This window comes from Mesorhizobium sp. M0077, assembly GCF_040322955.1.
Lineage (GTDB): Bacteria > Pseudomonadota > Alphaproteobacteria > Rhizobiales > Rhizobiaceae > Mesorhizobium.
This window is the reverse complement of sequence record NZ_JAMYUL010000003.1, coordinates 287,134-302,567: the sequence shown is the minus strand read 5'-3', so window position 1 is coordinate 302,567 and position 15,434 is coordinate 287,134. Positions and strand designations below refer to the sequence as shown.

The 15,434-nt window shown below is 61.8% G+C and carries 10 protein-coding genes; 5 read left to right on the top strand and 5 right to left on the bottom strand.

From position 1 onward, the window contains the following. Positions 1-21 precede the first annotated feature (21 nt). Both ileS and NKJ57_RS08745 read right to left on the bottom strand, forming a co-directional pair. The gene (gene ileS, locus NKJ57_RS08750) at positions 22-3,000 is read right to left on the bottom strand and encodes an isoleucine--tRNA ligase (RefSeq protein ID WP_352510803.1); all 2,979 of its coding nucleotides are present in this window, start codon (positions 2,998-3,000) and stop codon (positions 22-24) included. 232 nt (positions 3,001-3,232) lie between these two features. Next, a complete protein-coding gene (locus tag NKJ57_RS08745; RefSeq protein WP_352510804.1) occupies positions 3,233-4,039 on the bottom strand; it encodes a MipA/OmpV family protein in 807 nt (268 codons plus the stop codon). Between the two features lie 208 nt (positions 4,040-4,247). Between NKJ57_RS08745 and NKJ57_RS08740 the strand changes: the two genes are divergently transcribed. After that, positions 4,248-4,802, top strand: coding sequence for an HdeD family acid-resistance protein (locus NKJ57_RS08740; protein ID WP_023671535.1), 555 nt, complete (start codon positions 4,248-4,250; stop codon positions 4,800-4,802). Positions 4,803-4,831: 29 nt separating this feature from the next. Here NKJ57_RS08740 and NKJ57_RS08735 read toward each other — a convergent pair whose 3' ends face one another. Further along, positions 4,832-5,815, bottom strand: coding sequence for a bifunctional riboflavin kinase/FAD synthetase (locus NKJ57_RS08735; RefSeq protein ID WP_352510805.1), 984 nt, complete (start codon positions 5,813-5,815; stop codon positions 4,832-4,834). 9 nt (positions 5,816-5,824) lie between these two features. Beyond that, positions 5,825-6,685 carry a TIGR01459 family HAD-type hydrolase gene (locus tag NKJ57_RS08730; RefSeq protein WP_023747747.1) on the bottom strand — a complete coding sequence of 287 codons (861 nt, stop codon included), beginning with the start codon at positions 6,683-6,685 and terminating at the stop codon, positions 5,825-5,827. 335 nt (positions 6,686-7,020) lie between these two features. Between NKJ57_RS08730 and NKJ57_RS08725 the strand changes: the two genes are divergently transcribed. The 4 genes from NKJ57_RS08725 to NKJ57_RS08710 all read left to right on the top strand — a co-directional run bounded on the left by NKJ57_RS08725 (position 7,021) and on the right by NKJ57_RS08710 (position 12,554). After that, positions 7,021-8,916: a TadE/TadG family type IV pilus assembly protein gene (locus tag NKJ57_RS08725; protein WP_023739211.1), complete on the top strand. Its 1,896-nt coding sequence runs from the start codon at positions 7,021-7,023 to the stop codon at positions 8,914-8,916. A 196-nt stretch (positions 8,917-9,112) separates the two neighbouring features. After that, positions 9,113-11,086, top strand: coding sequence for a pilus assembly protein TadG-related protein (locus NKJ57_RS08720; RefSeq protein WP_352510806.1), 1,974 nt, complete (start codon positions 9,113-9,115; stop codon positions 11,084-11,086). Between the two features lie 158 nt (positions 11,087-11,244). Next, entirely contained in the window at positions 11,245-11,877 is a 633-nt protein-coding gene (locus NKJ57_RS08715) for a LysE family translocator (RefSeq protein WP_352510807.1), read from the top strand. Between the two features lie 242 nt (positions 11,878-12,119). Further along, complete coding sequence (locus NKJ57_RS08710; protein WP_023700638.1) at positions 12,120-12,554, top strand: CAP domain-containing protein; 435 nt, start codon at positions 12,120-12,122, stop codon at positions 12,552-12,554. A gap of 29 nt (positions 12,555-12,583) precedes the next feature. On the opposite strand, the gene NKJ57_RS08705 is transcribed toward NKJ57_RS08710, so the two are convergent. Beyond that, complete coding sequence (locus tag NKJ57_RS08705; RefSeq protein WP_352510808.1) at positions 12,584-15,202, bottom strand: EAL domain-containing protein; 2,619 nt, start codon at positions 15,200-15,202, stop codon at positions 12,584-12,586. Positions 15,203-15,434: the final 232 nt, after the last annotated feature.

Below are 15,434 nucleotides of genomic sequence, written 5' to 3'. Positions count from 1 at the left end.
TTGTGCACCGGCTTTGAGCACTCACAAACGTCCCAGAGCCTTGAGTTCATGCAGCACGGCGGCATCGCGGGCAGACACGTCGGGGAATTCCACGTCCTGCCCGACATCGGCGGTATAGCGCCACGAACGCGCGCATTTGACCAAGCCGCGGTCCTCGGCCTTTTCGACCACCACCGCGACACCTTTGACATCGTCGAGCGCAAAGGCGCCTTCCGGCGCCTTACCGTGGGCGATGACGAGATCGCTGGTGATCGCCATTTCGGCCATGTCGACATCGGCGATCGCGGCTTCAAGCGCGGCATCGTCGAGGGCCACGACCGGCACGGCTTCCAGCGAGGCACCGATGACCTTCTGAGCGCGTGCGATCTCGAGCGCGCCGGTGACGACTCGGCGGACCTGCCGCACCTTGCGCCATTTTTCCGCCAGTGCCTCGTTCTTCCAGTCGGACGGAATGTCGGGGAACTGGTCGAGATGCAGGGAGACAGCATCCGGATGACGGTCGAGCCAGGCTTCTTCCGTGGTGAAGGGCAGCATCGGCGCCAGCCATTTCACCAGGCAGTCGAAGAGGTGGCGCACCACTTGCACCGAGGCCTTGCGCTTCACGCTGGCGGGTCCCTCGCAATAGAGCGCGTCCTTCCTGATGTCGAAATAGAAGGCCGACAGCTCGACCACCATGAAGTCGAGCAAAGTGCGGGTGATGCGTTTGAACTCGAACGCGTCGTAGCCCGAGCGCACGACCTCATCGAGCTCGGCCAGCCGATGCAGCATCAGCCGCTCCAGTTCCGGCATCTTGTCCAGCGGCACCTCCTCGCCATCGTCATGGGCGAGCGTGCCCAGCATCCAGCGGATGGTGTTGCGGAGCTTGCGGTAGGCATCGATGTTGGTCTGCAGCACGTTCTTGCCGAGACGCTGGTCTTCCCAATAGTCGGTCGTCACCACCCACAGACGCAGAATGTCGGCGCCGGACTGCTTGATGACGTCTTGCGGCACGACGGTGTTGCCGAGCGATTTCGACATCTTTCGCCCCTCCTCATCCATGGTGAAGCCATGGGTGACGACGGTGTCGTAAGGTGCCCTGCCCCTGGTGCCGCAGCTTTCGAGCAGCGAGGAGTGGAACCAGCCGCGATGCTGGTCGGAGCCTTCGAGATAGACGTCGGCCGGCCATTTGAGGTCCGGACGGTCTTCCAGCGTGAAAACATGCGTCGAGCCCGAATCGAACCAGACGTCAAGGATGTCCATCACCTGCTTCCATTTGGAGGCCTCGTGATTGCCGAGGAAACGCTCCTTGGCGCCGGCAGCGAACCAGGCGTCGGCGCCTTCCCTCTCGAATGCGTCCATGATGCGCTGGTTGACGGCTTCGTCCTTCAGCACATTGCCGTCCTCGTCGGCAAAGACGGCGATCGGCACGCCCCAGGCGCGCTGGCGCGACAAGACCCAATCCGGGCGTTCCTCGATCATGGCGCGGATACGGTTCTGGCCGGCCGCCGGCACGAAGCGTGTGTCGTCGATCGCCTTCAGCGCACGGCTGCGCAGCGTCGTGCCGTCGCCGAGGTCCTTGTCCATATAGACGAACCATTGCGGCGTGTTGCGGAAGATGATCGGCTTCTTCGACCGCCATGAATGCGGATAGGAATGCTTCAGCCGGCCGCGCGCAAACAGCGCGTTGCGCTTGATCAGTTCGTCGATAACCGCCTGGTTGGCATTGCCCTTCTTGCCGTTGTCGTCGATGACGCGCGCGGCGCCACCTTCGCGATCCGGGCCAAAACCCGGCGCGTCCCTGGTGAAGAAGCCGGCATCATCTACAGTGAAGGGGATGGCAGGGTCGATGCCACGTGCGCGCAAATCCGATGCCGCATCCATCCAGGCATCAAAGTCCTCGCGGCCATGGCCGGGCGCGGTGTGGACGAAACCGGTACCGGCATCGTCGGTGACATGGTCCCCGGCAAGCATGGGTACGGCGAATTCGTAACCACCGCCGAGACCTTTGAAGGGATGTGAAAGTGTAAGGCTTCCAAGCTCTTCGACCGAAACGCTGCGAAGCCGATTCAAGGTGACCTTGGCCTTGGCCGAGGAGTCTTCGGCAAGCGCATCTGCAAAGATCAGCTTCTCACCGGGCTGTGGACCGAACGAATTTTCGGCTGCGGTAACTTCATAAAGGCCGTAGCCGATCCGTGACGAATAGTTGACGGCACGGTTGCCGGGGATCGTCCACGGGGTTGTCGTCCAGATGACGACGTGGGCCTCCAGCAAATCCTGGAGCGCCTTCTTCCAACCATCGCCAGGGCCGTCGACGAAAGGACCCGAGCCGGTGTAGCGATCCGGGTCGACGGGAAATTTCACCCAGATCGTGTCGGACTCATAGTCCTGGTATTCGATCTCGGCCTCGGCCAGTGCGGTGCGCTCGACCACGCTCCACATCACCGGCTTGGAGCCGCGATAGAGCTGACCGGACATGGCGAACTTCAACAACTCCCCGGCGATGCGCGACTCCGAGTGGAAAGCCATCGTCGTATAGGGGTTCTTGAAATCGCCGACGACGCCGAGCCGCTGGAACTCGCCGCCCTGCACCGTGATCCAGTTCGCGGCGAAGTCGCGGCATTCCTTGCGGAACTCGTTGACCGGCACCTCGTCCTTGTTCTTGCCCTTGGCGCGGTACTGTTCCTCGATCTTCCATTCGATCGGCAGGCCGTGGCAGTCCCAGCCGGGCACGTAATTGGAGTCATAGCCGCGCATCTGGAACGAACGGGTGATGACGTCCTTGAGGATCTTGTTCAGCGCGTGGCCGATATGGATGTTGCCATTGGCGTAGGGTGGGCCGTCATGCAGCACGTATTTTTCGCGGCCGGCGGCCGCCTCGCGCAGCTTGGCGTAAAGGTCCATATCCTGCCAGCGCTTGACCAGCAGCGGCTCTTTTTCAGGCAAGCCGGCGCGCATCGGGAAATCCGTCTGCGGCAGATAAAGCGTCTTGGAATAGTCGATCGTTTCAACAGTGTCGGTCATTGGTCTGCCATATGCATTGCCCGGCGGGCGTAAAAGCTCGGGCGTGAACTATCATGATTGGAAAAGCGCGAGGGGGCGCGCAAAACTCCCGGCGGCTCCGGCGGCGCTCAGGCCGCCCGGAACACCGGGCCTGTAATTCGTATCGTCAGCGCGCGAAGGCGTGAAAAGCTCGTCATTGCCGGGCTTTTAGCCGAGAAAGCTGCAGGAATAAAGCGTCTCTTGTTCGATTCACTTACATCGCGAAGTCGAAGCGATAGGTGGTCGAGACGCCGACCGTGAACTGGTTACGGTCGCCGCGCTCCTTGACCAGGCTGGAATCGGCGGCCGGGCCCATCAGGCGCGCATATTCGCCGAACAGGCTGGCGGTCATCGGATCGGTCACCTTCCAGGTGATGGCGCCACCAAGGCCGGTCGATTTCAGGCCGCCGCCAGGATGGTATTCGCTCAGGCCCGAGGCCGCAGCCTCCTTGGCGTTGACACCATAATAAGAGTCGAAATAGCCCGACGAGGCAAAGGACACGCGTGGTCCGCCCGAAATTCTGACAGTCGGCGTCACGTCGTAGAAAGCATCGGCGGCGATGTCGGCGACAAAGCCATCATGGGCACGAATGCCATGGCGCAGTTCGGCGCGGGCGCGCAGCCAGTCCGTCGGATAGATTTCGAAGAAGCCGCCGACCTCACCGCCCCAGCGCACCGGGTCGAGGCCCTTGAGCTCATCCTTGCTGTCGCGGGAAAACAGGAATTTTCCGGTCAGGCCGGCGCGGACGCCGCCATCGTCGACCAGCGCCAGCGAGATGTTGTCGTTGCGCGAGCTAAAGCGCGCGGCCGGGCCGGCCTTGCCCAGCGAGATGATCGGCGATGCGCTGAGCAGATAGCTGTTGGAGCCCTCGAATTTCGGCGCGACCATGCCGGTGGCGCCAAGCGTCAGATACCAGTCGCCCGAGAGCCAGCCGGAAGTACCCTCGCCCGCATTTGCCACAGTGGGCGCACCCAGCATGATCGCCGCCACAACCGCAGACATTTTCCTGACCGGACTCATGGTCACTCCACTAACACAACACAGCCGCGCCCTGCCCCAGCTTTGACGGCCGTTTGGTAAAATTTGATTTAAATCCGAGACAGAGATCGCGGCTTGCCCATTCGGAGCTGCCCGGCATCGCTGGACGGGTGCCGACGCCGGGATTAACCTCAGCGACGACGACAAGCCAGGCGATCTTTGATGCAAGTGACTTTGAGGAGATGCAGCAATGACCCTGCACGGTGATACCCTGAAAGATGCGATCGGCCGGACACGGGACAAATGGGGGTGGTTCGTCGCGCTCGGCGTGCTGCTGCTCATCTTCGGCGGCATTGCCTTCGGCAATCTGTTCATCGCCACCGTCGCCTCGGTCTATGTCGTGGGCTGGTTGATGCTGATGGCCGGCATCATCGAGATCGTGCATGCCTTCGGCGTGAAGACCTGGAGTCGCTTCTTCTATTGGCTGCTCAGCGGTCTACTTTATGCCGTTGCCGGTTTCTTTGCCTTCGACAATCCGCTGCTGGCCTCGACGGTGCTGACCTTGCTGCTGGCGGTGGCGCTGGTCGCTTCAGGCGCGCTCAGGGCCTGGGTCGGCTATAGCCACCGACCGGAAAAGGGCTGGGGCTGGGTCGTCGCGGCGGGCCTGATCAGCGTGCTGGCGGGGCTGACCATCGCCATGGGCTGGCCGGTCAACAGCCTGTGGGTGCTCGGCCTGTTCCTGGCCATCGACCTGATCTTCCAGGGCTGGAGCTTCATCGCTCTCGGACTGGCGTTGAAGAAGTAGGGGCTTGAAGAGGTAAGCGGCCGGAAGGCTCAAAAAGCGATGGCGCCGTCCAGATCCGAAAGCGGCCTGACGCCGGCCAGCAGCGCGCGCGCCTCCGCCTCGTCGCGCTTCATTTGTGCCATCAGCCCATCGAGCCCATCGAACTTCACCTCGGGACGCAAAAAGCCGAAGAACGATACGTCGCAGATCTCGCCATAGAGATCGCCGGCAAAGTCGAAGACGAAGGTTTCGAGCAGCGGCGCGCCATTGTCGTCGACAGTCGGGCGACGCCCGAAGCTGGCGACACCATCATGCAGCGTGCCGTCGGCGCGGCGAAAGCGGACGGCATAAATCCCTTCCTTCAGAGTTGTTTCCGGCGAAAGCCTCATGTTGGCTGTCGGGAAGCCGAGCGTGCGGCCGAGCTGCTGGCCGCCGATCACTTCGCTTTCGACGGTGAAGCGGTAGCCGAGCAGGCCTGCGGCCTCGGCGACCTCTCCCTCGCAGAGCAGCTCGCGGATACGGCTCGACGACACCACCTCGGCGCCCTCGTCGCGAAAGGCGTCGACCAGGGTGACGCCGAAACCATGGCGCTCGCCTGCCGCCATCAGAAACGCAGGACCGCCCTGCCGGTCCTTGCCGAAGTGAAAATCGAAGCCGGTGACGGCATGGGTGATGCCGAGGTTCGTCTCCAGCACATCGGTCACGAAAGCCTCGGCCGACAGGCCGGCAAAGGCGCGCGTGAACGGCTGTTCGACGAGTGCGGCAAAGCCCAGATGCGACAGCAGCCGCGCCTTCATCGGCGGCGGCGTCAAAACGAACAGCGGCATATCGGGCCTGAACACCTTGCGCGGATGCGGCTCGAAGCTCAGCACTAGCGCCGGCACGCCGCGCCGCCCGGCTTCGGCAAGCGCGCGATCGAGCACCGCCTGGTGGCCGCTATGGACGCCGTCGAAATTGCCGATCGCCACCACGCCGCCGCGCAAATGCGGCGGCAGCGGCGCGGATGCTGAAATGTGTTCGAAAGCTGCGCTCATGCAGCAACCCTACCGCAGTCTCGGAATGACGGCGACCGGCCGGTAGCCGTGCATTTGCAGAAAGGCTGCAAGCCTGGCAGGGTCCGGCTGCATGGCATCGCCGTAGTCGCGCGCGTGAATGCCGCCCGACACGTAAAGCACGTCGATGCCGTTGTCGGCGGCGCCCTTGACGTCGGTCATCATGCCGTCGCCGATGGCCAGCACCTCGGAGCGCTCGACGTCGCGGCCGAGAAGCACGGCAACCTCCCGCAGCGCCACGTCATAGACCGGCGCATAGGGTTTTCCGGCGATCAGCGTGCGGCCGCCAAGCTGGGCATAGTCGCGCGCCAAGGCGCCGGCGCACCAGATCATGCGCTCGCCGCGTTCGACCACGATGTCGGGATTGGCGCAGATGAAAGGCAAGTTCCTGGCGCGCAGTCGGCGCAGCAGATCGGCGTAATCCTCAGGCGTTTCCACCTCGTCGTCGAACAGCCCGGTGCAGACCACGCCGGAAGCCTCGAACTCCTCGACGAGCTCGACGTCGAGACCGTCATAGAGGGTGAAGTCGCGGTCGGCGCCGATATGGAAGACTGTTCGCGGGCCTTCGGCGATAAGGTCTCGGGTCACATCGCCCGAGGTGACCACGCGATCGTAGGCGGCAGCGGGAACGCCGATCGCATTCATCTGCGCCACCACATCGGCATTGCGGCGCGGCGAATTGGTGATCAGGACGACCGGGACCTTCGCCGCACGCGCGGCGGCGAGCGCTTCGGCAGCCGCCGGAAAATGCCATTCGCCATTGTGGATCACCCCCCAGACATCGCACAGGATGGCCGAGTAGGCGCCCGACAAATCCGCGAGCGAGCCGATGATCTCAGGCGAATCCGCCATGCCGTTTTCCTGCTGTGACGATCATTGCGAGAGCTGCAGCGACGGTCCGCCGCAACCGGCCCCGCATTAACCGAAGCGTTTCATCCTGTCACCAGCTTTTCGGCACTTGCGAGGCTGTTGCGCAACGGGCTGATCGAAGGTTGCAACAGGCAGGAACCACCCTTCTCCGAGCTTCGGTCGATCGAAACAATGTCGCACCGCTGATCACCAGGGCCGAGTGGTTAACGAGCCTTGAAAAGATGGGCCGATGTTGAATGTATTTCAGCAACCTGAAATTTAACGATTTTGTGGGCATCTTCGGACCGATATTGGGTCCTGGCAGGGGTGCTGAAGGCATGATCCGCAGATTTCTGAACGACAGACGCGGCAACTATGCCTTGATGACAGTGATCACCATGGTGCCCTTGATGGGCGCGCTGGCGCTTGCAATCGACTACACCGATCTCCTGCGCCAGAAGCAGAACATGCTGAACGCGCTGGATGCCGCCGGGATTGCCACGGCACAGCAGATCGTCACCGGGGCGACCGACACGGCAGTCAAGGCCTATGCGAAGGATTTCTTCGAAGCCAATCTCGGAAAGGTCAGCTCGGCCAATACGGCCCTGACGGTGACGCTGCCCAACAACAACGCAGGTGGCGGCACGCTGAAGCTGTGCGCCAGTTTGACGTTCCACCCCTATTTCCTGCCGGTGGCGGCCATGCTGATCGGAAGAACGTCCACCGATGCCAAAACCTCCGCGTGCTCCGAGATCCGCCTCAAGAACACGCTGGAAGTGTCTCTCGTGCTCGACAATTCCGGCTCCATGAGCATCAACGGCTCCGGCACCGGCCAGCCGCGAATAGATTTGCTCAAAAAGGCCGCTACCGAGCTTGTCAATACGATGGCGCTCCAGGCCGCACAAATGAGGCAGGTCACCAGGCCGGTGCAGTTCTCGCTGGTCCCGTTTTCCGCCTCGGTCAATGTTGGCCCAGCCAACAAGGACGCAACCTGGATGGATACGACCGGCATTTCGCCAATCCATCACGAGAACTTTGATTGGCAGTTCATGTACAAGAACGCGTCGTCTGGTTATGACTCGAATAAATACATTGAAAAGGTCGGCAGTGCTTACTGGAAGCGCGGCAGTGGCTGGGGCACCGGGCAATACGGCCAAAATACCACGGCGACGCGGTTCAGTCTCTTTGCAAACGACATGAAGGCCACGACCTGTACGAAAAAGAACTCGAACGGCAGTTGCAAGACCTCTGTGACCGCCCAATACGAAGCCTGGAAGGGCTGCGTGGAGGCGAGGCCGTATCCCTATAATGACGACGACACGTCGCCGACCACTGGCACGCCCGCCACCATGTTCGTGCCGATGTTCGCGCCGGACGAAGCTGGCAATTTCTGGACCGACACCACTCGCACCAGCACATCGACCTGGGGTTACGCCAACAATTGGTGGATCGATTATTCCGACACGCTGACTGTCACCAAACGCCAGGCGGATATGCGAAAGTATTTTCTGACAAAGCCCTGGGACGCATCGAGTACTGCGGCCGATGATGGGCCCAATTCGGCATGCACGACCGCCGCGATCACGCCGTTGCAGGACATAACCACCACCGACGGCAAGAAAATCCTGACGGATGCCATCAATGCCATGGCCCCGACGGGCAACACCAACGTGCCGGAAGGGCTGGCCTGGGGCTGGCGGACGGTGTCGAGCAACGAGCCATTCACAGAAGGCCGGCCGAACACTGAAAGGGGCAACGACAAAGTCGTCATCGTGCTGACCGACGGCGCCAACACCTACAGCATCGGCCCCACAAACGACATGACCAGCAGCTATGCTAAGGACGGATCGACCTACGCCGCCTATGGTTATACCGGCCCGAAAACGGGGGAAACCGCGACCCGCCTTTTCGTCAACACGACCGTCCCCAAGACAACTTATACGGCGGCCAACTACACAACCGCGCTTGACCAGCAGATGCAAACGCTTTGCACCAATGCGAAGAATTCGAACATTCTCTTGATGACGGTCTCGCTTGACCTGGTTACCACCAAGCCGGCGGAAAAGACCGCCATAGACGCGCTCAAGAAATGCTCCTCGGATTCGCGCTTCCGCAAGGATCCGACCGACCCGAGCAAACCGGCGAAGCTGTATTGGAACGCGACCGGCGCCACCTTGTCGCAAAGTTTCAAGGAAATCGCCGACGAACTGTCGAACCTGCGCATCGTCAGCTGATCGGCGCGATCTTTCGAACACGGCGCTCCGCCTCGGCGGGGCGTTTTGTTGCGGCGTTGCTCACGTGTCCGTGCATTTGGTTAGCGCCTGGTGAAGCGCTATCCGCGCAATCGAGCAGTTTCCCAAACCCATCCTTCAACGTTTTGTGAAACTGTGGCGGCATTGAAGAATCCGCAGGCGGGGCCGCTTACATCACATGCGTGAACTCTGGCGCACATTCCGGCGTGACTTCTGGCGTGACCGCCGCGGCAATTACGCTCTGATGACCGTTGTGGCGATGGTGCCACTGATGGGCGGAGTGGCAATGGCTGTCGACTACACCGGCGTGGTCAGCGAGAAGCAGAGGGTGGTCAACGCGCTCGACGCCGCCAACTTCGCCACAGCGCGCCGGCTGGTGGAAGGCGCCACCGACGACCAGTTGCGGGCCTATGCGCTCGACTTCTTCAAGGCAAACCTCAACGACGTCAATCCCGCCGATACGACGCTCAGCGTTACGCTGCCCAGCAGCACGACCGGCGGCGGCATCGTCAAGCTGTGCGCCAGCCTGGTCTACAAGCCCTATTTTCTGCCGGCAGCGGCGATGCTGATCGGCAGGACGTCGGAAAACGTCACGTACTCCGTGTGTTCGCAAGTCCGGCTGAAGAACACGCTGGAAGTGGCCATGGTGCTCGACAATTCGGGGTCGATGTCGAACACGGGCACGGGTGCCGGACAAAAGCGCATCGACCTTCTCAAGCAAGCCGCCAAGCAGCTCGTCGACACGCTTGCCTTGCAGGCCGCGATGATCAAGCAGATCGACAAGCCGGTCCAGTTCAGCCTTGTGCCGTTCGCCGCCTCGGTCAATGTCGGCGCCAGCAACGACAACGCGTCATGGATCGACGCCTACGGGCTGTCGCCCATCCACAACGAGAATTTCGCCTGGTCGACGCTTAACGCAGCCGACAAATATGCCCAGAAGATCGGCGGCATCTGGTACAAGAAAGGCACTGGCTGGGGTGAGCAGGAGGGGCAGATGCTGACCCGCTTCTCGCTCTACCGCGACATGAAGGTGGTCACCAGCCACGAGCGCATCGTCGGCAGCAAACGCGTGGTCTGCGACAAATATCGTGCCAATCATACATGCTCGGACAGCCACAACGAATACGACTACAACGACACATACGGACCGTTCGCCAGCTGGCAGGGCTGCGTCGAGGTCCGTCCCTACCCCTATAATGTCACCGACGCGCCGGCCTCCGGCGGACCGAACAACACCGGCACCGGCGTCGGCGATCCCGCGACCATGTTCGTGCCGATGTTCGCGCCGGACGAGCCGGGCAATCATTGGTACATAACGCAGGACCCCGACGAGGTGGCCCCCAAGACCTATGGCGCGGCCAACAGCTGGTGGAACGACGATCCGGCGAGCACCACCGGCAAGACTAGGCAGTCCAACATGGCCAAGTATTTCCAGCCACGGCCGATGAACGCGCCGGTGCTGGGGACGGGTGCCGGTCCGAATTACAGCTGCACCACCACGCCGATCACACCGCTGACCGACGTCGCCAACGCCGCCGGGCTGACCAAGATCAAGGCTGCGATCGACCTGATGGCGCCCAACGGCAACACCAATGTGCCGGAAGGCATGGCCTGGGGCTGGCGCACCGTCTCCAGCACGGAGCCTTTCACAGGAGGACGTCCTGAGACGGAACGAGGCAATGACAAGGTGGTCATCGTGCTCACCGACGGCGAGAACACCTATTCGACGGTGAGTTCCGACCCCGCCGGCAACAAGTCGACCTATGCCGGTTATGGCTATACCGGCGTCGGCTACAACGGCACTGCGGTCACCCGCCTGTTCGGCGGCACGTCGAGCGCCATCGGCCAGCTCAACTATTCGTCGAGCAACTACACCGCCGCGCTCAACGAGCAGATGGCGACGCTGTGCAACAACGCCAAGGCGGCCAACATCATGGTGATGACGGTGGCGCTCGACATGTCGACGACCGACGCCGGCGACAAGAGCGCGATGGAGGCACTGAAGACGTGCTCGTCGGACTCTCGCTTCCGCAAGGATCCGACCGACCCGAGCAAGCCTGCAAAACTGTTCTGGAACGCGACCGGCGCCACGCTGTCCGACAATTTCAAGGAAATCGCCAACGAGCTCTCGAACCTGCGCGTGGTGAGCTGAGGGTTGAAGCTGCTGATCTTCCCCACCTTGCGGGGGAAATTGGCGGCTTCGCCGCTTTCGCCAATTTTCGACGCTGGGGCAAAGTCTCCGGCCATCATGCTCTTGCGGTGAGTCAAAACGCGTGGTGGGTATCGTCACCGCTTCCCGGAGATTGCCCCGTGCCCGAAACCGCCAACCATCTCGCCTTCGCGCTGGTCTGCCTGGGCATGGTGCTGACGCCCGGGCCAAACATGATCTACCTGATCTCGCGCTCGCTGTCGCAAGGCCCCAAGGCCGGGCTGATCTCGCTCGGCGGCGTGGCGGTCGGCTTTCTGTTCTATGTCGTGTCGGCTGCGCTGGGCATCACCGCGCTGCTGCTTGCCGTGCCGTTTGCCTATGACGCACTGCGCATTGCCGGCGCGCTCTATCTGCTATGGCTCGCCTGGCAAGCGGTGCGGCCCGGCGGGCGCTCACCATTCCAGGTGCGCGAACTGCCGAAGGACAGGCCCCGCAAGCTGTTCGCCATGGGTCTAATGACCAATCTCCTCAATCCCAAGGTGGCGGTGCTTTATCTGTCGCTGCTGCCGCAGTTCATCTCGCTGGGCAACGGCCATGTGCTGTCGCAGCTTCTGGTGCTCGGCGCCACGCAGATCTCGATCAGCCTGACCGCCAATGCCATCATCGCGGTAACGGCCGGTTCGATCGCCACCTTTCTTGCCGGACGGCCGCTATGGATGGTCATCCAGCGCTGGATGATGGGCACGGTGCTTGCCGCGCTGGCGCTTAAAATGGCGACCGACGCGCAACGCTGATCGGACGCAACGCGCCGAGACTACATCGGCCGCCAACCTTCCCATTCGAATCGGCCGGCCGAACCTGCACGGAGGCCCGCGATTGAGATTTTCGCGGCCCTGCCCGGCAAAAGCCATGATCGCCGCTAAGTCAGGCAGGCATGACAATGATCTGCACCACCAATCACCCGCTCGCGCAAACCCGCTCTGGCGCAGCAAGTCCAAAACCAAACAGGCGCCTACTGCTGATCGGCCTTGCAGCCATGGCCGGCCTCGCTGCTTGCAGCACGGTCTCGGTGCCGACCGGCGAAGGCGCCGGTGTCTCGTCCTCCGCCACCGCGACGCTGGCCGGCATCCGAGCTTCGGCCGGACTGCCGGCGCTGGTGCCGGACGCCCAGCTCGAGCAGGCCGCTCGGCAGCAGGCCGGCTATATGGCCTCACGCGAACGCATGAGCCACACGACTGGCTGGGGAAAGGATTTCGCGTCGCGGATGAAGGACAATGGCGTGCGGGGCGCCGCCGCCGAGAACATCGCGGAGGGCCGCTTCGACCAGCAGAAACTGTTCGACATCTGGATGCATTCGGCCGGCCACCGCCGCAACATGCTCGATCCGGATTTCAGCCGCTTCGGCCTCGCCTATGTACGCGACGGACGCGACAGCGCCATCCGCTACTGGAGCCTGGTGCTCGGAAAATAGCAGCCAGCGGTTACGGCGCGAGCCAGCCGTCAGCCTTTCGCGATCAGCTCGCCGATATCCCCAGCCGACAGGGGTTTGCTGAAATAATTGCCCTGCACCTCGTCACAATTGTTCTTGCGCAGGAAGGCGACCTGGTCTTCCGTTTCGACACCTTCGGCCAGCACCCGAAGGTTCAACTTCTGCCCCAGGGAAATCACGGCGCCAGTGACCGCCTGATCGTTCTCGTCGGTCGCGAGATCGTTGATGAAGGACTTGTCGATCTTCAGCCGCGCCACCGGAAACGTCTTGAGGGCGCTGAGACTGGAATAGCCTGTTCCGAAATCGTCGATCGATATCTGCACGCCGAGCTTTTGCAGTCCGTTCATCGTTGCGACCGCCAGCTCGAAATCCTGCATGATCAGGCTTTCCGTCACTTCGAGCTCGAGATACCTCGCCTCCAGGCCGCTTTCCTTCAACGCGTTGACGACGCGGTCGATCAGGTTCTTCTCCCGGAACTGCCGCGCCGACACGTTGACGCAGACGGTTACGGGCGACAGACCGGCGCGCTGCCAGGCTTTGTTCTGCCGGCAGGCTTCGTGCAGGATCCAGTCGCCGAGCGGCACGATCAGCCCGGTCTCCTCGGCGGTCGGGATGAACATCGCCGGCGAAACCAGGCCTCGCGTCGGGTGGTTCCAGCGCACCAGCGCTTCGACGGCGAAAACCTGCCCCGATCGCAGATCCACCTGTGGCTGATAGTGCAGAGCGAATTCCGACCGGGCGAGCGCGTTTCGCAATTCCTCCTGAAGCAGGAATTTTTCATGTGCCGTTGAGTTGAACTCCGGGGCATAGAACTGGAAATTGTCGCGGCCGAATTCCTTGGCGCGATACATGGCGGCGTCGGCATTGGCCAACAGCGTATCCGGGCTGGTCCCGTCCTTCGGGTAATTTGCGATGCCGATGCTGGCCGTCGTTCTCAGCCGATGCTCTCCGACAAGAACCGGTTCCGCGATCGCATCCCTGATCGTCTGCAGGGTTTCCGAGACCACATCGACATTGGTGGTTTGGTCGAACAGGACGATGACAAATTCGTCGCCGCCAAGCCGCACGACGGTGTCGGTGGCCTTCACGCATCCAACCAAACGGCTGGCGACGGTCTTGAGGAGTTCGTCGCCGGCATTGTGGCCAAGCGTATCGTTCACCAGTTTGAAATTGTCGAGATCGATGAACACCACCGTCATCCAGCGATTGTATCGCTGCGCGTAGAGGACCGCCTGGGAAAGCCGATCCTCCAGCAAAGCGCGATTGGGCAGCCCGGTCAACGCATCATGGTTGGCCATGAAGTGGATCTGGTCTTCCGCCAGTTTGCGCTCGATCGCGATGCCGGCAATGTGTGTGGTGAATTCGATCAGGCGGGTCTCGGCATGGGTGGGCTCGCGCACGGTCATCGAATACATGGCAAAGGCGCCCAACACGACGCCCCGATGCGACAGGATCGGGGTGGACCAGCACGAACGATAGCCATGGGGTGCCGCCAGTTCGCGGTAATCGTCCCAAAGCGGATCCTGCAGAATATCGGTAACAATGACCGGTTCCCGCCGGTAGATGGCGGTTCCGCAGGATCCCACCTTGGGACCGATGGCCGCCCCATCGATGGCGCTCGTATAGGCTTTCGCCAGGCCCGGCGCCGCACCGTGACGCAAATGAATGCCGTCCTTGTCGAGCAGCAGGACGGAACCGAATATCCCCTCCAACTGAGCCTCGACGAAGCGCATGAGGCGGTCGAGCACGTCCTCCAGCGGCGCGCTCGTGGCAATCATTTCGAGGATCTGCGCCTGCCCGCTGCGAAGGACATCCGCCTGTTTGCGTGCGGTGATGTCGTGGGCGATGCCAACCAGGCCGAAGATTTCATTTTGGCGATTGCGCAACGGCACCTTCGTCGACGAAAGCCATTTGCCGTTCCCCGACGCATCGACGACAAACTCTTCCGCGTCGATCATCGGTTGTCCGCTCTTGAGCAGGCGCTGCTCGACCAGGCGAAATTTCCGCGCAACTTCCGGGGGGTGGAGATCAAAATCGGTCAAACCGATCATGTCGCTGGTCTTGTTGCGGCCACTATCGGTCGCAAGGGCGCTGTTGACCACGACGAAACGGCTTTGCGTATCCTTGACCCAGAGATAATCGGGCACCCAGTCGATCAGCGCCTGCAGCGAAATGCGCTCGTCGACGATCTGCCGATTGGCGAGGAGTTCAGTGATGTCCTCATGCGTGGCGATCCAACTGCCATCGGGCATGGGCTGGTTACGGATCTGGATTGTGCGACCATCGACAAGTTTGGCGGTCCAGAGCCGCGAAGCCTTGCCCGAATTGATCGAGCGAGCCGTTGCGAGATAGGTGTCGGCGGCCGTCGCCGCCGTGCCGGCGGCGACGCGGCGTTCGACTATTTCGCTCAGTGTCACGCCAGGCCGCAATTCCTCGGGCGCAATGCGGTAGATTTCCGCATAGCGCCGGTTGCTCAGGATCAGCCGTTCATCGGCATCGAAAAAGCAGATGCCTTGCGAAATATTCTCGATCGCAGTCTCGAAGCGCAGGGTCTGCCCTTCGAGACCCGCAATGGTCGTGCGAAGTTCTCCCTCGAGCGTATCGTAGGAAACGTCAGCCAGTCTTGCCAATGCGGCTACGCCCACCGGCCCGCGCGCCCCGACGGATCTTCTGGATGACTTCGTGACCAAACAGACCTCCTCCGGTTTGGCACCTGAAACAAGAAAGGGCCTCTGTCGTGCCAGACGAAAGTCGACTGACAATGTTACAGATGTGCTAATTCAAGATGAACTGTAACGGAATTGGAGGCGTCAGCAACCAGATACCAAAGGTGCAAATGTCATTTCAAATCAACTTCCAACG